This window comes from Demequina litorisediminis (assembly GCF_030161615.1).
Taxonomy (GTDB): domain Bacteria; phylum Actinomycetota; class Actinomycetes; order Actinomycetales; family Demequinaceae; genus Demequina; species Demequina litorisediminis.
Genome location: NZ_BSUN01000001.1, coordinates 2,530,933 through 2,549,142 on the forward strand (window position 1 = coordinate 2,530,933; position 18,210 = coordinate 2,549,142).

General features: G+C 68.5%; 25 protein-coding genes and 5 pseudogenes. 18 read left to right on the forward strand and 12 right to left on the reverse strand.

Annotated features, from left to right (window positions below):
* Window positions 1–4 precede the first annotated feature (4 nt).
* The 3 genes and pseudogenes from QQK48_RS15465 (at window position 5) to QQK48_RS15475 (ending at window position 1,924) form a co-directional block, all read left to right on the forward strand.
* A complete protein-coding gene (locus QQK48_RS15465) occupies window positions 5–187 on the forward strand; it encodes a hypothetical protein (RefSeq protein WP_284329037.1) in 183 nt (60 codons plus the stop codon).
* 77 nt (window positions 188–264) lie between these two features.
* Window positions 265–1,226 (forward strand): annotated as a pseudogene (locus QQK48_RS15470) (amino acid ABC transporter permease).
* Window positions 1,223–1,924, forward strand: coding sequence for an amino acid ABC transporter ATP-binding protein (locus tag QQK48_RS15475; protein ID WP_284329038.1), 702 nt, complete (start codon window positions 1,223–1,225; stop codon window positions 1,922–1,924). Before QQK48_RS15470 ends, QQK48_RS15475 begins: the two are co-directional and overlap by 4 nt.
* A gap of 161 nt (window positions 1,925–2,085) precedes the next feature.
* Here QQK48_RS15475 and QQK48_RS15480 read toward each other — a convergent pair whose 3' ends face one another.
* Genes QQK48_RS15480 through QQK48_RS15490 form a run of 4 tightly spaced genes read right to left on the reverse strand, consistent with a single transcriptional unit; the run spans window position 2,086 to window position 4,523 of the window.
* Window positions 2,086–2,910, reverse strand: coding sequence for a CNNM domain-containing protein (locus QQK48_RS15480; RefSeq protein WP_348523677.1), 825 nt, complete (start codon window positions 2,908–2,910; stop codon window positions 2,086–2,088).
* Complete coding sequence (locus QQK48_RS20555; RefSeq protein WP_348523678.1) at window positions 2,907–3,143, reverse strand: CNNM domain-containing protein; 237 nt, start codon at window positions 3,141–3,143, stop codon at window positions 2,907–2,909. Before QQK48_RS20555 ends, QQK48_RS15480 begins: the two co-directional genes overlap by 4 nt.
* A complete protein-coding gene (locus QQK48_RS15485; RefSeq protein WP_284329039.1) occupies window positions 3,136–4,299 on the reverse strand; it encodes a hemolysin family protein in 1,164 nt (387 codons plus the stop codon). Before QQK48_RS15485 ends, QQK48_RS20555 begins: the two co-directional genes overlap by 8 nt.
* Window positions 4,300–4,310: 11 nt before the next feature.
* Window positions 4,311–4,523, reverse strand: a complete 213-nt coding sequence (locus tag QQK48_RS15490) for a CNNM domain-containing protein (RefSeq protein ID WP_284329040.1) — start codon at window positions 4,521–4,523, stop codon at window positions 4,311–4,313.
* A 392-nt stretch (window positions 4,524–4,915) separates the two neighbouring features.
* On the opposite strand from QQK48_RS15490, the gene QQK48_RS15495 reads away from it, so the two are divergent.
* The 5 genes and pseudogenes from QQK48_RS15495 (at window position 4,916) to QQK48_RS15515 (ending at window position 7,736) form a co-directional block, all read left to right on the forward strand.
* Window positions 4,916–5,740 carry a hypothetical protein gene (locus QQK48_RS15495; RefSeq protein ID WP_284329041.1) on the forward strand — a complete coding sequence of 275 codons (825 nt, stop codon included), beginning with the start codon at window positions 4,916–4,918 and terminating at the stop codon, window positions 5,738–5,740.
* Between the two features lie 225 nt (window positions 5,741–5,965).
* Window positions 5,966–6,124 (forward strand): annotated as a pseudogene (locus tag QQK48_RS22215) (serine hydrolase); the annotation flags it as partial.
* 67 nt (window positions 6,125–6,191) lie between these two features.
* Window positions 6,192–7,052 carry a serine hydrolase domain-containing protein gene (locus tag QQK48_RS15505; RefSeq protein WP_284329043.1) on the forward strand — a complete coding sequence of 287 codons (861 nt, stop codon included), beginning with the start codon at window positions 6,192–6,194 and terminating at the stop codon, window positions 7,050–7,052.
* The gene (locus tag QQK48_RS15510; protein ID WP_284329044.1) at window positions 7,042–7,278 is read left to right on the forward strand and encodes a hypothetical protein; all 237 of its coding nucleotides are present in this window, start codon (window positions 7,042–7,044) and stop codon (window positions 7,276–7,278) included. Before QQK48_RS15505 ends, QQK48_RS15510 begins: the two co-directional genes overlap by 11 nt.
* Before the next feature lie 2 nt (window positions 7,279–7,280).
* A complete protein-coding gene (locus QQK48_RS15515) occupies window positions 7,281–7,736 on the forward strand; it encodes a hypothetical protein (RefSeq protein ID WP_284329045.1) in 456 nt (151 codons plus the stop codon).
* Window positions 7,737–7,807: 71 nt separating this feature from the next.
* Here the strand turns inward: QQK48_RS15515 and QQK48_RS15520 are convergent, their stop codons facing one another.
* On the reverse strand, window positions 7,808–7,945 hold the full coding sequence (locus QQK48_RS15520; RefSeq protein ID WP_284329046.1) for a hypothetical protein: 138 nt from the start codon (window positions 7,943–7,945) through the stop codon (window positions 7,808–7,810).
* A complete protein-coding gene (locus QQK48_RS15525) occupies window positions 7,942–8,319 on the reverse strand; it encodes an LbetaH domain-containing protein (protein ID WP_284329047.1) in 378 nt (125 codons plus the stop codon). Before QQK48_RS15525 ends, QQK48_RS15520 begins: the two co-directional genes overlap by 4 nt.
* Window positions 8,320–8,569: 250 nt before the next feature.
* Between QQK48_RS15525 and QQK48_RS15530 the strand changes: the two are divergent.
* Window positions 8,570–9,689 (forward strand): annotated as a pseudogene (locus QQK48_RS15530) (Rv2578c family radical SAM protein).
* A 5-nt stretch (window positions 9,690–9,694) separates the two neighbouring features.
* Here QQK48_RS15530 and QQK48_RS15535 read toward each other — a convergent pair.
* Together QQK48_RS15535 and QQK48_RS15540 are read right to left on the reverse strand one after the other, a co-directional pair.
* Window positions 9,695–9,988, reverse strand: coding sequence for a hypothetical protein (locus QQK48_RS15535; RefSeq protein ID WP_284329048.1), 294 nt, complete (start codon window positions 9,986–9,988; stop codon window positions 9,695–9,697).
* 79 nt (window positions 9,989–10,067) lie between these two features.
* Window positions 10,068–10,979 carry a hypothetical protein gene (locus QQK48_RS15540; protein ID WP_284329049.1) on the reverse strand — a complete coding sequence of 304 codons (912 nt, stop codon included), beginning with the start codon at window positions 10,977–10,979 and terminating at the stop codon, window positions 10,068–10,070.
* 128 nt (window positions 10,980–11,107) lie between these two features.
* Here QQK48_RS15540 and QQK48_RS15545 point away from each other — a divergent pair, with 128 nt between their 5' ends.
* The 9 genes from QQK48_RS15545 (at window position 11,108) to QQK48_RS15585 (ending at window position 15,592) form a co-directional block, all read left to right on the forward strand.
* Window positions 11,108–12,154 (forward strand): cation:proton antiporter, encoded by a 1,047-nt coding sequence (locus tag QQK48_RS15545; protein ID WP_284329050.1) that lies wholly within the window; start codon window positions 11,108–11,110, stop codon window positions 12,152–12,154.
* 4 nt (window positions 12,155–12,158) lie between these two features.
* The gene (locus QQK48_RS15550) at window positions 12,159–12,734 is read left to right on the forward strand and encodes a cation:proton antiporter domain-containing protein (protein ID WP_284329051.1); all 576 of its coding nucleotides are present in this window, start codon (window positions 12,159–12,161) and stop codon (window positions 12,732–12,734) included.
* Window positions 12,731–13,117 (forward strand): hypothetical protein, encoded by a 387-nt coding sequence (locus QQK48_RS15555; protein ID WP_284329052.1) that lies wholly within the window; start codon window positions 12,731–12,733, stop codon window positions 13,115–13,117. Before QQK48_RS15550 ends, QQK48_RS15555 begins: the two co-directional genes overlap by 4 nt.
* Before the next feature lie 34 nt (window positions 13,118–13,151).
* On the forward strand, window positions 13,152–13,553 hold the full coding sequence (locus QQK48_RS15560) for a phosphodiester glycosidase family protein (protein ID WP_284329053.1): 402 nt from the start codon (window positions 13,152–13,154) through the stop codon (window positions 13,551–13,553).
* Window positions 13,554–13,701: 148 nt separating this feature from the next.
* Window positions 13,702–13,827, forward strand: coding sequence for a hypothetical protein (locus QQK48_RS15565; RefSeq protein ID WP_284329054.1), 126 nt, complete (start codon window positions 13,702–13,704; stop codon window positions 13,825–13,827).
* 215 nt (window positions 13,828–14,042) lie between these two features.
* A complete protein-coding gene (locus QQK48_RS15570) occupies window positions 14,043–14,261 on the forward strand; it encodes a hypothetical protein (protein WP_284329055.1) in 219 nt (72 codons plus the stop codon).
* A 143-nt stretch (window positions 14,262–14,404) separates the two neighbouring features.
* Window positions 14,405–14,734, forward strand: a complete 330-nt coding sequence (locus QQK48_RS15575; RefSeq protein ID WP_284329056.1) for a YidH family protein — start codon at window positions 14,405–14,407, stop codon at window positions 14,732–14,734.
* The gene (locus tag QQK48_RS15580) at window positions 14,731–15,093 is read left to right on the forward strand and encodes a DUF202 domain-containing protein (RefSeq protein WP_284329057.1); all 363 of its coding nucleotides are present in this window, start codon (window positions 14,731–14,733) and stop codon (window positions 15,091–15,093) included. Before QQK48_RS15575 ends, QQK48_RS15580 begins: the two co-directional genes overlap by 4 nt.
* 76 nt (window positions 15,094–15,169) lie before the next feature.
* Window positions 15,170–15,592 (forward strand): hypothetical protein, encoded by a 423-nt coding sequence (locus QQK48_RS15585; RefSeq protein ID WP_284329058.1) that lies wholly within the window; start codon window positions 15,170–15,172, stop codon window positions 15,590–15,592.
* 43 nt (window positions 15,593–15,635) lie between these two features.
* On the opposite strand, the pseudogene gnd reads toward QQK48_RS15585, so the two are convergent.
* From gnd to QQK48_RS22220, 4 genes and pseudogenes are all read right to left on the reverse strand, one after another.
* Window positions 15,636–16,516, reverse strand: a pseudogene (gene gnd / locus QQK48_RS15590) (phosphogluconate dehydrogenase (NAD(+)-dependent, decarboxylating)).
* Window positions 16,485–16,646: an NAD(P)-binding domain-containing protein gene (locus QQK48_RS15600; protein ID WP_284329060.1), complete on the reverse strand. Its 162-nt coding sequence runs from the start codon at window positions 16,644–16,646 to the stop codon at window positions 16,485–16,487. Before QQK48_RS15600 ends, gnd begins: the two are co-directional and overlap by 32 nt.
* Before the next feature lie 78 nt (window positions 16,647–16,724).
* Window positions 16,725–17,879 carry a glucose-6-phosphate dehydrogenase gene (gene zwf, locus QQK48_RS15605; protein WP_284329061.1) on the reverse strand — a complete coding sequence of 385 codons (1,155 nt, stop codon included), beginning with the start codon at window positions 17,877–17,879 and terminating at the stop codon, window positions 16,725–16,727.
* A 28-nt stretch (window positions 17,880–17,907) separates the two neighbouring features.
* A pseudogene (locus QQK48_RS22220) lies at window positions 17,908–18,147 on the reverse strand (hypothetical protein); the annotation flags it as partial.
* Window positions 18,148–18,210 lie beyond the last annotated feature (63 nt).

Here is an 18,210-nt window from a genome sequence, read left to right on the forward strand (position 1 = left end):
CCTGGTGGGCGACGCGCTCGACGCCGCGCCGCAGGGCATCGTCACCGCCCAGGGCTCGGACCTGACCGTCGCCATCGCCGCCGCCCTGCAGGGCCTCATGGATGATGGCACGCTCGAGGAGATCCTCGCCGCGTGGGGCACCGAGTCTGGTGCCCTCACCACGGCCGAGGTCAACCCCGCCTCTTAATATCGATGCGCCCCGCAGGCGGCCGTCGCACGGAACCCGGTCCGTGCGACGGCCGCGGCGGTGGCGAGGAGTCACTCATGAACGCCACCTCGCAGTCTGACCCGGTCCCCAACCGCATCCGCGCCCGCGCAGTGCCGCGCCCCGGCCGCTGGATTGCCGCCGCGGTGCTCGCCGTGCTGGGCGCCATGGCGCTGCACGGGCTCATCACCAACCCGAACTTCCGCTGGGACATCGTCTGGCTCTACCTGCGCGACGTCAGCGTCATGCGCGGTGTCGGCTGGACCCTCGTCCTGACCTTCGGGTCGATGGTGATCGGTGTGGTCCTTGCCGTGATCCTCGCGATCATGCGCCGCTCGGATAACCCCGTCCTGCGCTCCGCGAGCCTGGTTCTACATCTGGCTGTTTCGCGGCACCCCCATCTACACGCAGCCTGGTGTTCTGGGGCCTGATCTCGGTCCTGTACCCGACGCTCAGCCTCGGCATTCCCTTTGGGCCGGAGTTCGTGACGTTCCAGACGTCCGCCGTCATCACGGCGTTCTGGGCGGCACTGCTGGGCCTCGGTCTCAACGAAGCGGCCTACCTCGCGGAGATCATGCGCGCCGGGCTGAACTCGGTGGACGCCGGCCAGTCCGAGGCCGCACGGGCACTCGGAATGAAGGACTCCACCATCTTGCGCAGGATCGTCATCCCTCAGGCCATGCGCGTGATCGTGCCTCCCACGGGCAACGAGACCATCTCGATGCTGAAGACCACGTCGCTCGTGCTGGCCGTGCCCTTCACGCTTGACCTGACGTTCGCGACGAACGCGATCGGCAACCGCATCTTCCTGCCCATCCCGCTGCTGATCGTCTCGGCGTTCTGGTACCTGCTCATCACCTCGATCCTCATGGTGGGACAGCACTACTTGGAGCAGTACTACGGCAAGGGAGTGGGGGAGAAGCCCTCGCGCAAGCGTCGCTCGCGCCGCATGGGGCGCCAGGCGGCGATCGCGGGTTCCCACACCACCACCGACGATCCCTTCTTGGAGGTGACGCCGTGAGCGAGGCTACCGAGGCATCGGCCATGGTCGAGGTGCGCGCGGCGCACAAGGTGTTCGATGACCTTCATGTCCTGAAGGGAGTTGACCTGACGGTGGCCCGCGGCGAGGTCTGCGTGGTGCTGGGGCCGTCCGGCTCCGGAAAGTCCACCCTGCTGCGTTGCGTCAACGAACTCGAGGAACTGACGGGCGGCACCGTCCGTCTCGACGGCGAGCTCCTGGGCTACCGCGAGGTCGGCACCGACGGCACCGCCACCCTACAGCGTCTACATCCGCGCGACATCGCGCGCCAGCGGTCACGTGTGGGCATGGTCTTCCAGCGCTTCCACCTATTCCCGCACATGACGGCGCTGGACAACGTGATGGAGGCACCCCGACAGGTGAAAAAGTTCGCAAGGCCGATGCTCGCTCCGCCGCGATGGCGCTGCTGGAACGCGTCGGCCTGTCCGACCGTGCGGACCACTACCCGGCGCAGGCTCTCGGGCGGCCAGCAGCAGCGCGTGGCGATCGCCCGCGCGCTCGCGATGGAGCCCGAGATCATGCTTTTCGACGAGCCCACATCGGCGCTCGACCCAGAGCCTGGTGGGCGAGGTGCTCGCCGTCATGAAGGACCTGGCCGCTGCTGGCATGACGATGATCGTGGTGACCCACGAGATCGGGTTCGCCCGCGAGGTGGCCGACCATGTGGTGTTCATGGATGACGGCGTGGTCGTGGAGGAGGGCACCGCGTCCCAGGTGCTTGACTCGCCGCGCGAGGCCCGCACGCAGGAGTTCTTGTCGCACGTGCTGTAGCGCGTCGCCACGCGCAACGGCCCGGCATCCTCGAGGATGCCGGGCCGTTGCGCTTTCTGGGAGTGCGCGTTTACGAGGGGTTGTTGACCATCTGGCCGGCATCCACGACCTCGCCCACCAGGCGCTCGATGACGTCCTCGAGCATGGCCGCACCGATGACATCATCCGTGCCGGGCTCCTTCACGAGCGCGATGTGCGTGCCACGCGCCTGCATCGCCGTGAGCGCGTGCTCGAGCGAGGCATCGGCCGTGATCCACGTCAGCGGGCGCACCGCCGTCGCAGGGATGGGCTTGGTGGCGGTGCCTCGCGGCACCTCCACGAAGTCCTTCAGGTGCAGATACCCCACGTAGTGGCCGTCACGGTCCGTGAGGGGGAAGCGCGAGAACCCGGTGCGCAGCGATGCCTTCACGGCGCGCTGCGGCGTCACGTCCTCGGGGAGCACCTCGAGGACATCGAGCGGGGTGAGCACGTCGCGCACCGTCTCGAAGGACAGCGTGAGGGAACCCGCCAGCACGAGGTGTTCGTCCTCGTCGAGGAGTCCCTCCTCGCGCGACTCCGCGACGAACGCCGCCACCTGATCGGCGTCGAACGCCGACTCGACCTCATCGCGCGGGTTGACCCGCAACGCGCGCAGCACGATGTTGGCGATCCAGTTCAGAGTGGCGATCACCGGGCGCAACACCCACACCACGCCGTACAGCAGCGGGCCAAGAATCAGGGCCGAGCGCTCGGGGCCAGCAATGGCGAGGTTCTTGGGCACCATCTCGCCCAGGACCATGTGGAGGAACACCACGATCACGAGCGCGATCGCGAAGGCGATGCCGTGGAGCCATGCTCCTTCGATGCCGATGGCGCCCAGAGGCCTCTCGAGCCTGGTGAGCCACGGCGGGCTCACCGAGCGCACCGAGGCCGAGCGAACAGGCGGTGATACCGAGCCTGGGCGCCGGCCATCATGAGCGAGACGCGTTCCATGGCGCGCACCGTGATGCGTGCGCTCCACGATCCGGCGGCCGCGCGCGGCTCGATCTGACTGCGGCGGGCGGAGACCAGCGCAAACTCGGCGCCCACGAAGAACGCGTTGCCGATCAGTAGGAGGACAGTCAGTCCAATAGCGAGCCCGTCAGACATCCGCGGCCTCCTTCCGGGTAGCGTCCTCGTCCGCGGGAGGCATCACCTCGATGATGATGCGGTCGACCCGATGCCCGTCGACGCGGGTCACGGTCATGCGGGCGCGCACGGGCGTGGGAAGGTCGTCCTCGTCGAGGTCGCCCTCGTTCATCGCGGCGACCTCGATCGAGTCGCCGGGCACGGGGAAGCGTTCCAACTGCTCGGTGAGGAAGCCGCCGAGCGTGTCGGACTCCTGCGCCTCGGGGAGGTCAAGCCGCAACGCGTCGCCGGCCTCGTCGGGGCGCAGCAGCCCGGACAGTGACCAGCGGTGGGGGCCCACCTTGCGGTAGCGCGAGACGGGGCGGTCCTGCTCGTCCTCGATCTCGCCGACGATCTCCTCGACCAGGTCCTCGAGGGTCACGATGCCATCGGTGCCGCCGTACTCGTCGACCACCACGGCCACCTGAGAGCCCGAGCGCAGCGCGTCGAGGACGGCCGCGAGCGGCATGGTGGAGGGCACGGACTCGATGGGCATGCAGATGTCGCTCACGGGCGTCGAGGCACGCTGGCGTGCGGGCACCGCGAGGGCCCGCTTGAAGTGCGCGACGCCGACGATGTCGTCGACGTCCTCGCCCGTGACAGGGAAGCGGGAGTGGCCCGTGCGCGAGGCGAGGGTCAGGACCTCGGCGACCGTCGCATCGGCCGCCACAAAGTCCACGCGGGTGCGTGGCGTCATGGCGTCCGATGCGGTGCGTTCGCGCATCTCGGCGGCACGGCCCAGGCGCGTGGCGACCCGGGGGTCAAGCGTGCCCTGTGCGGCCGAGCGGGCGGCGATCGCCTCGAACTCCTCGGCGCTGCGGGCGGACGCGAGTTCCTCGCGCGGCTCGACGCCAAGGCGGCGCACCAGCCAGTTTGCCGAGCCGTTGAGGAAACGGATGAGCGGACCCATGAACCAGGTGAAGCCGCGGTTGGCTCCGGCCACGGCACGGCCGATGCGCATCGGTTCCGCGATCGCCCAGTTCTTGGGCACCAACTCGCCGAACACCATCTGGGTGCCGGTCGCGAGAATGAACGCCGCCGTGATGGACACGGCCATCGCGCTGCCCTCGGGCAGGCCCGCGGCCTCGAACAGGGGAGAAAGCAAGGTGGCGATCGACGGCTCGGCGATGAAGCCCACGAGGAGGCTCGTCAGCGTGATGCCCAGGCTGAGCGCCGGACAGGCTCCGTCGAGAGTGTGGTGATCGCCGCCTTGAGGGAGCGTGCGCGCTTGTCGCCCGAGGCGGCTTCGCGGTCCACGCTGGGACGGTCGACGGTCATGAACGCGAACTCGGCGGCCACGAACAGCGCGTTGGCGCCGATCAGCAGCACGACAAGTCCCAGCAGAAGCCAGGCCTCGGTCATGACAGAGGACCCTCAGAGGTGAGGGGACCCTCGGCGTGCGCCACGCATAGGGGCGCGGCGGCGAGGGTCGAGTGGACGGGGGCAGGCGCCGGGACTCGCGATGACGCGAGGTGCCGGCGCTTCGGACTATGACCGTCGGACATGCAGGGATTGTATGTCAGCGTCGTGCTCGGTCGGCATCGTCCGTGAGACGGATGATGGGGGCCAGACACCGTCGCGTACCAGCCAACCTTGCCCACATTTGTGTGGACTTTGACTCAAGTTCCCCCATCTGAGGACAAACGTCCCATAACCTTGGCCCGCGGCACCGGGGACCGGGGGGATGGCGCCGCGTCCTATCGCACCCCGGGGATCAGACGATTCGTCCTCGTTGGGGGACAGAACGGACCGCCATGAAGATTCGTAGTATCTCGACGCGCATCGCCGCCGTCGCCATGGGCGCCGCCCTCGCCGTCGGTGTCGCCATCCCGGCCTCAGCCGACACCTCTGCCAAGGTCGACAAGGGCGAGTACACCAAGGTCGTCGTGGGCAAGTGGACCCTCGCGCAGGTGCAGAAGGAGTTCGACTCCGCCGGTACCAACGTGTCCACCTCGTCCACCTCGCGCTCCGTGAAGTGGAAGACCACCACCAGGCTCGAGCGGTTCGGTGTACGTCTACTTTGCCAAGAAGTCGGGCAAGTGGATCGTGTCGTCGAAGTCGGCCTCGTGGGGCGTCGACGCGAAGCAGACCTCGGACAAGTTCACGCAGTCCGAGTTCGGCAAGGTCGGCTCGGTAGCACGCTGGCTTCCGTCCAGAAGACCGCAGGCACGGCTGGTGTCGTCACGAGCGAGTACAAGAGCGCTTACACGGAGAGCCGCACCGTCGAGTGGCCCGTCCCGGGCTACAAGTACGGCTGGGTTCAGGTCGACTTCACCAAGAAGTCTGGCCAGTGGAAGACCAACATCAAGGCTGCGTCCTGGGCTAACGGTCCCAAGCAGACGTCGAACAAGATGACGAAGACCGAGTTCGACAAGATCAAGGTGGACAAGACGACCCTCGACCAGGCGCGCACCATCGCCGGGACGAGTGGCACCCTCACCTACGAGTTCGTGGGCTCCACGGTGAAGTCGCGCACCTACTACTGGCCGGTCTCCTCGCGCTACGGGTTCGCCTACGTTTCGTTCGACGGCGACACCGGCAAGTGGATCGCCGACTACAAGAACTACTACGCGGGCTAAGCCATCGCACAGTCCCCACGGGGCCGCTGCCCGGGTTCGCCCGGGCAGCGGCCCCGTTGTTGTGTATCCACCCCTCCTCGGTCAGGATGGGAACGCCATCGGGAGAGACGGAGCAGCGCATGACCGACCTGACGCTCGACACCGCCCACTGGGTGACGCGGCTCGAGGCGCTCGCGGAGCGCTACGGAGTTCCCGGCGCCCAGGCTCGGAATCCTGCGTGCCACGATGGACGAGGCGGATTCCAGCGCGGATCAGGTCGACATCCTCACGCACGGCGTGTCCCGAGTAGAGACGGGGCAGCCCGTCACCGATGCCACCGTGTTCCAGATCGGGTCCATCACGAAGGTGTGGACGGCGACGCTGGCCATGCAGGTGGTGGACGAGGGTCTCCTCACCCTGGAGACGCGCATTGCAGACGTGCTCCCGGAACTCAAGGCTCCGCGACGCCACCGTGCGCGAGGGCCTGACGGTGTGGCACCTGCTGACGCACACCAACGGTATCGACGGCGACGTGTTCGTGGACACAGGTCGAGGCGACGATGCGTTGGAGCGCTACGTCGAACGCCTGCACGCCGTCGATCAGGCGCACCCGCTTGGCGAGACCTGGTCCTACTCGAACTCGGGCTACCTGATTCTCGGCCGGGTGATCGAGCGCGTCATCGGGTCGACCTGGGATGCCGCGGTGCGCGACCGTATCGCCGCGCGCCTGGGTCTTAGCCGGACCACCACGCTGCCCGAGGATGCCCTGCTGCATGACACGGCGCTGGGCCACGTGGTGGGCCTGCCGCACCCCGTACCTGCGCCCGTGTGGTCGATGCCGCGGTCCGTGGGACCGGCTGGGCTGGTCAACGCCACGGCACGCGACCTGCTCACCTTCGTCCAGGCACACCTCCACGGTGGGCTTGGTGCCGCGGGGGAGCGGCTGGTGTCCGAGGAATCGGCGGAGGCGATGGCTGCCCGCCACGTCGACCTTCCCGACGTGTACTCACTGGGCGACTCGTGGGGCCTCGGTTGGGTGCGATTCGACTGGAACGGCACCCGCCTGATTGGCCACGATGGTGCCACCGTGGGGCAGAACGCGTTCCTGCGGGTGCTGCCCGAGGCGGGACTTGCGGTGACGCTGCTCACGAATGGTGGTCAGGGTCAGGACCTCTTTGAGGCGCTGTTCAGGGAGCCTGTTCGCGGACGTGGTGGGAGTGGAGGCGACGGCGGCGTTCGTGCCGCCAGAGGAGCCACTCACGGGTCCGCTGCGCAACTGGTCAGGGACGTATCGAGGCGCCGCTTTGCAGGTCGACGCCTTCATGGACGGTGAGCACCCGCGCCTCAGGATCACCATGCTGGGTGCGCTGGCGCAACTCGATCCCGAGCCGGTCCAGGAGTATGACCTGCTCGCCGTGTCGGTCGAGCCCGAGCGCGCCGTGTACGCCATTCGTTTCCGCGGTGGCGAGGCCTGGTCGCCTGTGACGTTCTACCGCGCTGCTGGTGGCAGGGCATACGCTCACTTTGGTGCACGAGCCCTGCCCGCTGTCGAGGAGTAGCCGTGGGCGAGGACTCTGTGCGCCCCACCGGCGCCGACGTCGCTGGCTTCCTTGCGGCCGATGCCGCCGCGGCCGATACGACGCTCGTCACCGTGGATGCGGTGCTCACCGAGGCGCTTCCCAGTGCGTCCAGGCGTCTGTGGCGGGGAACCTTTTGGGGCGGCACGGAGCAAACGATCGTCGGGTACGGCGACATCGTGCAGCCTCGGCCGCGTGGCGGGGACGTGGAGTGGTTCCTCATCGGTCTCGCGCGCCAGAAGCGGCACGTGAGCCTCTACGTGAACGCGGCCGAGGGCCGCCAGTACCTTGCGCGCACCTACGCCGCGCCGCTTGCGACCCGGCCCGGCGCGGTGAAGGCGGGTGCGGCCGTGCTCACGTTCACGGACGCCTCGGCGCTCGATATCTCCGTCCTTGCCGACCTTGCACGCCACGCGGCTCGGCTCCAGTCGTCTGCGTAGCCCATCGGTGCGGGAGCCAGCCGGGAGGCCAGCCGTGCCGCAGCCTTCGGTCACGCCCCGCGCTCCGGGCATCATGACGCGGTGTCGGTGTCGGAGTCGGCGAGTCTCCGCACGACCCGCGCGGGATTGCCCGCGACCACGACGCCTGGCGGAACGTCTTTGGTGACGACCGAGCCCGCCGCGACGACGGACCCGCGGCCGATGGTCACGCCGGGGCAGACGACGACGGAGCCCCCAGCCACACGTCGGACTCCAGCGTGATCGGGAATGCTCGCTCCCATCCCTCGCGCCGGGTCGGCACATCGAGGGCGTGGTTCACGGTGTAGAAGCGTGCGTCGGGGCCGATGAGTGCGTGGTCTCCGATGGTGACCACGCCCGAACCCACGATCATGAGGTTGGAGTTGATGAACACGTCGCGGCCTAGCCTCACGCGTTCCCTGTACTCGAAGTAGATGGGCGGTCGGAAGTCGAGGCCGGACCCGCACTCGCCCACGAGATCGGCAAGCGTCTGAGTCGATGCGACGGGCTCGTCGTAGTACCGCGCGGAGAGGTCACGCAGGCTTGCGAGAGTGGCGCGCTGCATGGCCGCGAGCTCGGGCCCGGCGCGGTAGCGAAACCACTCGTCGGCGACCAGGCTTCTCGTACTCGGCGCGAGACGCGTCGGGGACAGGCGTCTGTTCCATCCGCTCGCGCATCGCGCCTGGTTCCATGGGCATGAGTGTCTCCTCGTCGCGTGGCCTGATGACACGGTAGGGCGCGCTACCGGGGTACGCCTGGGACCCTCGCCCCGCGCGTCGCTTGCGCCTCATTCGAACATCTGTTCGAATGAGGGCATGCGCTGGGAGGCACAACAGATTCGCGCGGAGAGCGCCAACGCCCTGCCGGGGCTCGCACGCATCTCGAACCTGGTGCGATCCGTCACCACCCCCGAGTTTGCGGGAGTGACGTTTCACGAGGTGCTCGCGAAGAGCGCCCTGAACAAGGTGGGGCAGTCCAGCGCCGTGCCGTTCACCTGGACCATCAACCCCTACCGCGGCTGCTCCCACGCCTGCGTCTACTGTTTCGCACGGCCAAGCCACCGCTATCTCGAGTTGGACGAGGGGGCGGACTTCGACTCGCAGGTCATCGTGAAGGTCAACATCGTCGATGCCCTGCGGACCGACCTCGCGAAGCGCACCTGGACTCGGGAGCATGTGGCGCTCGGCACCAACACGGATCCCTATCAGCGTGCGGAGGGTCGCTACCGGTTGATGCCCGGCATCATCGACGCGCTCGCGGACTCCGGCACGCCGTTCTCGATCCTCACCAAGGGCTCGCTGCTGCGGCGCGACCTGCCTCGCTTGGCCGATGCCGCGCGACGCGTGCCGGTGGATCTCGCGCTGTCCATCGCGATCTTCGATGATGAGATTCAGCAGTCCATGGAACCGGGGACGCCGACCGCGACGGCGCGTCTCGCGACCGTGTCTGCGGCGGCCGAGGCGGGGTTCGAGGTCGCGGTGTTCATGATGCCGGTGCTGCCGTTCCTGACCGACTCTGAGGAGCACCTCGACCGGGCTCTTGCGCGCATCAAGGAGGCTGGCGCCACCTCCGTCACCTACTCCGCGCTCCACCTCCGCCCGGGCGTCAAGGAGTGGTACGCGCGGTGGCTCAACACGCATCGGCCGGACCTCACGCCGCGCTACCGCGAGGCTCTATGGCGACGGCTCCTACGCGCCCAAGGAATACCGCCGGTGGCTCGCTGCGCGTATCAAGCCGCTGATTCGCGCCCACGGACTCGAGCGCGCCGTCGAAGACCCGCAGACGGGATCGATGGGTTCCACCGACGGCGCGGTGCGCCGTGCGGAGGCGCGAGATGCGGACGGGGAGTGGCGGCGCACCCGCTCGCGCCACGAAGCGGTGCCTCGCGGCGGGGCGGCGCGCAACCTGGCTGAACTCCAGGACGCCTTGTTCTAGACGCTCTACCAGGGGGCGATGTTGAGTTCGGTGCCCGCGATGACGGCGCTGCCGTCCTCGTGCAGGTCGAGGGCCGAGATGCCCACGTTGAGGGCCTGCTCGACCGCGTGGCGGGAGCGCTCGTCCACGATCCAGACGGCGGCACCCTCGCCGTCGCTCACCATGATGCCTCGCTGCGTGAAGCCCGTGACCCACATTCGCATCGGAGCCCGCTCCCGTCCCATGGCCGACCGAAAGGTCGGAACGGGCGAGTGCGTGCTCAGGCGAGCGCGCACGGCGGACTGCTGGGCGGGGGTCATCGCTGCTCCTATCTAGTGTGCTTTGAGCCTACGCCCGTCCCGACCATGCTCGGTGCGCCCAAAGTCACGCGCCCCGTTCTCACGACGCCCAGGGCCAGGCGAACTCGACATACGGCGCGAGCACCGAGACACACACCGCAATGACGGCGGGCGCCAGAATCGCCCAGGCGCACGATTGTGTGGCGCCGCGCCTCGTGTGCAGCGCGATCGCGGCATCGACGTCGCCGCGGCTCTCGAGGACGTCCTCGGCCGCGGCGGGGACGAGCGCGGCGGCACGAGCCGCGACCTCCTCGACACTCACGCCCGCAACGCTCGCGGCGCGCTCGAGGAGTGCGGCGACGGCCGGACCCTCGTAATGCTCGCTCGGGAAAGCAGGGTTGACGAGAGCCGGTGCGGCGAGCAGATCGTCGGCGGTCCGTTCGCGCCGGTGCTCGGCGGCACTCACGCCCCACACGGCCCCACCGGACGGTGCGGACATGAGGGGAGCCGTCTCGTCGTCCGACGCGAGGAGCAGCATGGTTGCCAAGGGCGGAGTCGTGGTCAGCGACACGGTGGAGCCGTCGACGTCGCGGAGTTCGACAGCGTGCAAACCATCGGCATCGACGCGGTCGCGAATCACCTCCAGCGGCAGCACCGTCACGCGGGCAGGCGGAGCCGTCAGAGCAAGCACCATGCCTGGCACGATCATGGTCACGGTCACCGCGATCACCGCGAGGGGAAGCCAGTCGGGGTCGTCTGCCCAGATCTGGCCGCCGGCCACCAGGCCGATCAGCCACACCAGCCCCCAGCCGCGTAGCGTCCGCGCCGCGGAGCGCCGGGAGCGCCGTACCAGTGGCACCAGGCGCGCCACCCGCATCGACTCCGTGGCGCCGTCCTCGTCGGGCTGAAGGGCGCTCGCCCCCATCGGGGCCCGATGCTTGGCGACAAGCGCCGTATCGACGGTCCACAGAGTGCCGTGACCCGCAGCGATCGACGCGTCCTTGTGTGCCACCAGGTAGGCGCGTTCGCGCGGGCTGATTCCCCCAGGTCCATGCCGTGATCGTAGCGAGGTGCGCGACGTTCACGGTGGCGTGCTGGATACGATGACTGCGCTGCCCGACGCAACGGATGGAGTGCCACGTGGAGATCCTGGTCATTGGCGTGTTTGCACTCATGGCGATCGCCACCGCCACGGCCGTGAGCCCCAAGGTCGGTATCGCGGCGCCGTTGATCCTGGTCGCCCTGGGGTTCGGTGCCTCGCTCCTGCCGTTCATGCCCGCCGTCGAGGTGGACCCCGAGGTCATCCTCGCGGGGGTCCTGCCGCCCTTGCTCTTCGCGGCGGGTGCCTCCATCCCCGCGACGGATTTCAGGCGAGAGTTCCGCTCCATCTCGGGGCTATCGGTCATCCTCACCATCCTCTCGACCCTCGTGCTGGGCGCGTTCTTTCACTGGCTGATCGATGACCTCTCGTGGCCCTGGGCCTTCGCGCTCGGCGCGATTGTGTCGCCCTCGGATCCCGTGGCGACGGCCATCATCAAGCGCCTGGGAGTGTCGCCGCGGATGGTCAGCCTCCTCGAGGGAGAGAGCCTTCTCAACGATGCCTGTGCCCTCGTGCTGCTGAGGGGCGCGGTCGCTGCCGCGGCGGCCGCCGTCACGGTGGGCGACATCGCCCTCGAGTTCATCCTCGCCATGACGGTGGCGGTGATCATTGGCATCATCGTGGGGCGGCTCAATCTGTGGGTCTCCAACCGTATGAGTGACACGACCGCCAATACGGTCTTCACGCTTGCGGTGCCCTTTGTCGCATCGATTCCCGCCGAGGCGGTGGGGGCGTCCGGCCTGGTCGCGGCCGTGGTGTGCGGGCTCGTGACCGGCAACGGTTCTGCCAAGGCGCTGTCGCCGCAGGTGCGCCAGTCCGACGCCCAAACCTGGCATGCGATCGAGCCTCATCCTCGAAGGCGTCGTCTATCTCATCGTGGGCCTCGAGATTGTCGCTGTGGTGCGCGAGGTCCAGGAGAAGCACGAGGGCGTCGGGTTCGCCTTCGCGGCGGCGATGGCGACCATCGTGCTGGTACTGATCCTGCGCGCGCTCTTCATCGCGCCGTTGCTCGCGGCGCAGGCTCGCCGGGCGAGGCGAGCCGCCGCGTTGCGTCCGCGCCTCGCGGACCTCCGAGAGCGCCTGGATGACCCGGTGACGCACGCGGAGGCCATCCATGAGGTCGCTCAACACGTGGGGGCGCTCAGCGCACGCCGCCTGCGCAGGGGAGAGGTGAGCCACGACCACGTCTCGCGCCACCTCACCAAGGCGGAGGCGGACATCGGCTACCTGGTGAAGGCACCGCTGGGACCGCGGGAAGGCGCGGTGATGGTGTGGGCAGGTATGCGCGGCGTGGTCACGGTGGCTGCTGCGCAGACGCTTCCCACCGATACCCCCGACCGTGCGCTGCTGGTGCTGATCGCGTACATCGTGGCTGTCGGGTCGCTCGTGATTCAGGGTGGCACCGTGCGGTGGGTCGTGCAGTGGCTCAAGCCCTCACGCGGGGTGTCCGCGCAGGACGCGGCTGAGGAGCGTGCGGCCTTGCACGAGTTCCTGGAAGGCGCGGTGGAGCGTGCTGGCGGTGAGGAATCCCTGGGCGGCCGTGTGGGCGTCATCGAGGCGAAGCGTGACGCGTTGATCGACGCGCGCGGACTGGGCATCTTTTCTTCTGCACTGCTGTCGAGCACCCTCGATGCGCTCGATGCCGAGCAGATCAGGCTCGAACTGTGAAGGGTAGGCGCGCGGTGGGCATCGGCGTACTGCTCGCGGCGGCCAGCGTGAGCGTGAGCGCATGCGCCACAGGCGAGTCGGCGCATCGCGTGACCGTGACCGCGGACCCCTCGGGAAGCGACACCCCGCAGTCGGAGTCGCCCGTGGATGTGGGAACGGTGGACCATGCGGGCAACCGCTATCGGGTGGTCACACTGCCCGTGAAGGAGTGGGACATCCGTGTCGAGTGGCCCGATGCGGACGGCGTGATGCTGCGAGATCTTCTCGCGGACGAGCCCGACATCGTGGCGGCGACCAACGCGGGCATCTTCAGTGATGATCTGACGCCGGGAGGACTGCTGATCTCGAACGGGGAGGAGCCTGCGGAGCCTGAACCTCAGTGAGGGTGGTGGCAACTTCCACCTCCTTCCCAACGCGGTGTTCGGGGTGACGGACGAGGGGACTGCGGAAGTCGTCGAGTCCTCGCAGTTCGACGCGACCGGGGTGACTCAGGCGACCCAATCCGGTCCCGCACTCCTGCTGGATGGCGAGGTTCATCCCGAGTTCAACGAAGGCTCAGCCAATCTCGCGGTCCGCAACGGGGTGGGGGTGAGCCCCGACGGCGCCACCGTCTACCTCGCCATCTCTCTGAGCCTCACCAACCTGTGGGACTTCGCGGGTCTCTTCGCACAAGAGCCTCGGTGTCGAGGACGCGCTGTACCTCGACGGCGATATCTCCAGCCTGTGGGTAGCCGGCGACACGGAGCCTGGGCCGGTCGACGGGCCCTACGCGGGCGTCATCACGGTCCGCGAACGCTGAGGGCGGCACATCGTCCCTGATCGCGCCGGTGGAGCGGGACAGAACGGACCGGTGGTGACCATCGATGTCACGGTTGGGCAAAGTGGCCTGGTGGCTCCCGGGCGACGGTGCTACGTTGATCTCGCTTGGCCAGTCCCAGCCATGATTCACTCGAGAGGAGGCGACGCGATGATCACCATCGATACTTTCCAGGGCCCTGATGCCCGCCGCGTCGCCGTGCCCTCGCGTGCCACGTCGTCACGAAAGCCGATCGCCGGCTTCCATGACGAGGTGTGCACCTCGTTCACGGCATAGCGCGGCCGCCGGCGCCGCTCGCCTTCGCGCGATCGCGCCGAGCCTACGCCCCTCTGCTGAGTTCCGCCGCCCACGCCCAGCGTGAGCCGCGGAAGTCCTCACGCAAGCGTGCCCTCCGGGGCGCGCCTGCGTCCCCGCACGCCTGACACGCATCGGCCACACACCGTCGCGTGCCCGGACGGCCCCTCACCAACGATGAGGGGAGGTGAATCGACATGAACCAGTACCCCGTGGAAACGATGGCGCTGCTCGCGCAGCACCTGGCGAACCACCCCGAGTTGCTCCACGCGGACCGTCTCGCCGAGCGCGAGGGATCGCCGCGTCTGCAGCGACGGGAGGTCCTCGCGAGGCGACTGCGCCGCGCGTACTACCGTGCGGCGCGTCGCCTGCGGGCGGCCCGCGCGGGCCTCGCCCTGAGCGGCCGCGCGGCGTGACGTTCCACGCGACACGGAGGCGCCCCGTGTCGCGTGGAACGTCGCCGCCCGGCGTCGTCACGTGGCCTCGCCGCCTGGCGTCGCCAGCGCAAGACAGGAGTAGCGTCGTCCCTGGCACCATACGCAACAGGGAGGGCGCCATTGTGGCCGAAGACCACCGCAATCCGCAGGTCGCACTCGCCAACGAGCGCACCTTTCTTGCCTGGATTCGCACGTCGCTTGCGTTGACTGCGACCGGCGCGGCCATCGTCGCACTCGCCCCGCCGGTCCACCGCGGTTGGCTCCTCGCGTCGGGAGCGATGTTTGTGGTGCTCGGCATCGTCGCGGGCGCCCAGGCGTGGGTCGGTTGGCGCCACACGGACCGCGACACCCGCGCGGGGCGCGGGGTGGCCCCGCTGCGCATCGGGCCCTACCTCACGGCGGGCGTCATCGTGGCGACGGTGACGTTGTTGATCGGAGCGGTCCTGGCGTGACTCCGACGCACGCCGATCGCCAGGCCGACTCCGGGGACGCTACCAGCCTGACCGCTCTGGCATGGCGCCGTACGGCCCTGCGCGTCGCGGTGGGTGCGGTCGTGGCGACCCGGCTCCTCACGAACGAGTTCGGGGGCTGGGTGGTGGTGGCGGGTCTCGTGGGGGTGGCGATCGTGCTCGTGGTGCATGCGTCGGCCTCGGCGGCGTATCTCAGGTACGACCGTCGTCCGCGCCGTCTTTCACCCGATCAGGGAATGGCGCGGTCAAGCATCAGGGTGGCCGCGCTCGCCGGGTTCACCGTTGCCGTCGGTCTCGTAGGACTCGCGTGGGTCGGCCTCGCGGCCGCCGCGGCAACCTGACGCCGACGCGCCAGGCGGCCGAGGTTCCGTCGCAAGGCCGATGCGCCCGCATCGGCCACCGTGTGAGGCTAGACGCATGACGTCGTTCCGTTCGCGCCAGTGGTCCTTCCAGAACGTCTTCGCCGCCGTCACGCTCGGGTCCTCACTCGTGGCGGTGGTGGTGCTGTTCTTCATTGCCGACGCCTGGGGCGAGGCGCCGTGGCTCGCGTGGCCCACGCTCGCGCTCCTGGCAGCGACGCTCGTCATCCCGACGTCCGTGGAGGTCGGAGCACACGAGGTGGTGGTCCGTCTCGCGGGATGCACGGTGCGGCGCATCGAGCCTCACCGACGTGCTCTCCGCGCAGCGACGCACGTACCGACCCCTGCACGACTTTGGCGGTTGGGGACTGCGGTGGGGCATGAACAGCCGCAACGCGCGGGCGTACACCACCACGGGGTCAACGGCGGTGGTGCTGAGTCTGCGCGATGCCTCGGAGGTGTACCTCGGCGTCGACGATGAGCAGGGTCTCCTCGACGCCCTGAGTCATCGAGGCATCGTCTGACTACTCGCCGGTGGGCTTCTCCTCGTGTCCGCCGAATCCCTTGCGCATCGCGGACAGCACCTTCTCGGCGTAGATGTCGAGGTCACGGGACGCGAATCGTGAGTACAAGGCCGTCGTGAGCACCGGGGTCGGCACGCCCTCGTCGATCGCGGCGATGGAGGTCCAACGACCCTCGCCCGAGTCGGACACGTGGCCGGAGAATTCGGTCAGGTCGGGGTCCTGGTGAAGGGCTTCGGCCGTGAGGTCGAGCAGCCATGAGCCGACCACTGACCCACGTCGCCACACCTCGGCGACGTCGTCGACGGGGATGTCGTACTGGTAGTACTCGGGGTGGGCGAGGGGAGCGGTCTCGGCATCGGCGGCCCGTTCCACGGAGCCGATGTTCGCGTTGCGCAGCACGTTCAGACCCTCGGCGTAGGCCGCCATGAGTCCGTACTCGATGCCGTTGTGGACCATCTTGACGAAGTGTCCGGCGCCGTTGGGGCCGCAGTGCAACCAGCCGCGCTCCGCGGACGATGGTTCTCCCGTCCGTCCGGGGGTGCGCTCCGCGGCGTCGACGCCGGGGGAGATGGTGTCCCAGATGGGGGCGAGACGGTTCACAACCTCCTTCTCGCCGCCCACCATGAGGCAGAAGCCACGGTCGAGTCCCCAGACCCCGCCCGAGGTGCCGCAGTCGACGTGATGGATCCCCTTGGTCGCGAGTGCCGCCGCGTGAGCGAGGTCGTCGCGGTAATACTATTGCCGCCGTCGATGATGGTGTCGCCGGGTTCGAGCACATCCGCCAGGGAATCGATGACGGATTGGGTGATGGTCCCCGCGGGCACCATCACCCAGATGGCGCGGGGCGCCTCAAGGGCCTCGACAAAGCCCGCAAGGCTCATGGACGGGAATGGCGCCGTCCGCGGCGAGCGCCTGGATGGCGTCGTGCGACACGTCGTGGACCGCGACGGTGTGCCCGTCGCGCATGAGGCGTCGGCTGAGGCCGGCGCCCATGCGTCCCAGGCCAACCATGCCGAGCCTGCTGCGGGGTCGAGGTGGTCATGCGTCTCTCCTTGGATGGTGCGGGTGGCCGATGCGGTCGTGGGCGGCCTAGTGGCCACTGTGGTCGGGTCTCACCACGGGGTTGTGCCACGGACCGTCGTCGCCGATGAGCCGTCCGGCCGCCTCTTCCGGTCCCCAGGTGCCGGGGGCATACCGCATGGCGGGTGCGTGATCCGTGAGGACGGCGTCGACGACGCGCCATGCAGCCTCGACCGAGTCCTCATGGGTGAACAGTGCGCTGTCGCCGTGCAGGGCGTCCGCGAGGAGCCGTTCGTAGGGTTCGCGTTCGAGGGGGCTTTCCGTGGGGAGCAGCAGTTCCTGCTCGTGTCCCACGAACTCCTTGCCTGGCGCCTTGACCCGCACGAATAGGCCGATCTCGCCCTCGGGTGAGAGGCGGAAGCGCAGTCGGTTGGGGTGTTGATCGGGATCCTGCGCGTCGTTGAACAGGGCCTGCGGAGGTCGCTTGAAGTCGACCACCACTTCTCCGGCGGAGACCGCTAGCGCCTTACCCGTGCGCAGGTAGAAGGGCACGCCTGCCCACCGCCAGGAGTCGATCGACAACCGCACCGCTGCGTATGTCTCGACGTCGGAGTCGGCGGCCACGCCGTCCTCGTCGCGATAGCCGATGAACTGTCCGCGCACGTAATCCTGGCGCGTGAGGGGGCGCATGGCGTTAAACACGTTGGCCTTGGCTGCCTGCACCGCCCCGTATCCCTGGTAGGTCGGCGCCTCCATGGTGAGCAGAGCGACGATCTGGAAGAGGTGGTTCTCGACCACGTCCCGGAGCGCCCCAGCGGACTCGTAGAACGCTCCGCGGCCCCGCACCCCGAAGTCCTCGGCAAGGGTGATCTGCACGGACTTGATGTAGTTGCGGTTCCAGATTGGCTCGAACATGGCATTGGCAAAGCGGAAGTAGAGGAGGTTCATGATCTCCTCCTTGCCAAGGAAGTGGTCGATGCGGAAGATCGCGTCCTCGTCGAAGGCGTCGCGGATGACCGCGTTGAGTTCCTTCGCGCTGGCGAGATCGCGACCAAAGGGCTTCTCGACCACGACCCGCGCCGCCTCGTGCAGGCCCACGGACTTGAGCCCCTGCACCACCGTGCCGAACAGGCTGGGCGGAATCGCGAGGTAATGCGTGGGGTGGGCGCATTCGGCGAGGGTGTCGCGGAGCCTGCGTGAACGTGGCGGGGTCCTGATAGTCACCGTCGACGTATCGCAACAGGTCAACGAGCCGGGCGAGCGCGTCGTGATCGACGTTGTCTCCGTGCTTGGCCACGACCGCGTCGCGCGCCCGTTCCTTGAGGTCCTCCAGCGTCCACTGCGAGTAGGCGACGCCGATGACGGGGACAGTCAACAGGCCGGCCTTCACCATGCGGTAGAGCGACGGAAAGATGGACTTGCGTGCGAGGTCGCCGCTGGCGCCAAAGAACACGAGGGCGTCCGAGGGGGTTCCGGGTGCTGCTCCGGGCATGTCTCTCCAGGTGTAGAACGGGGTTCCAAGCAGGGATGACTCTCCTGTCACCCTACGACCGTC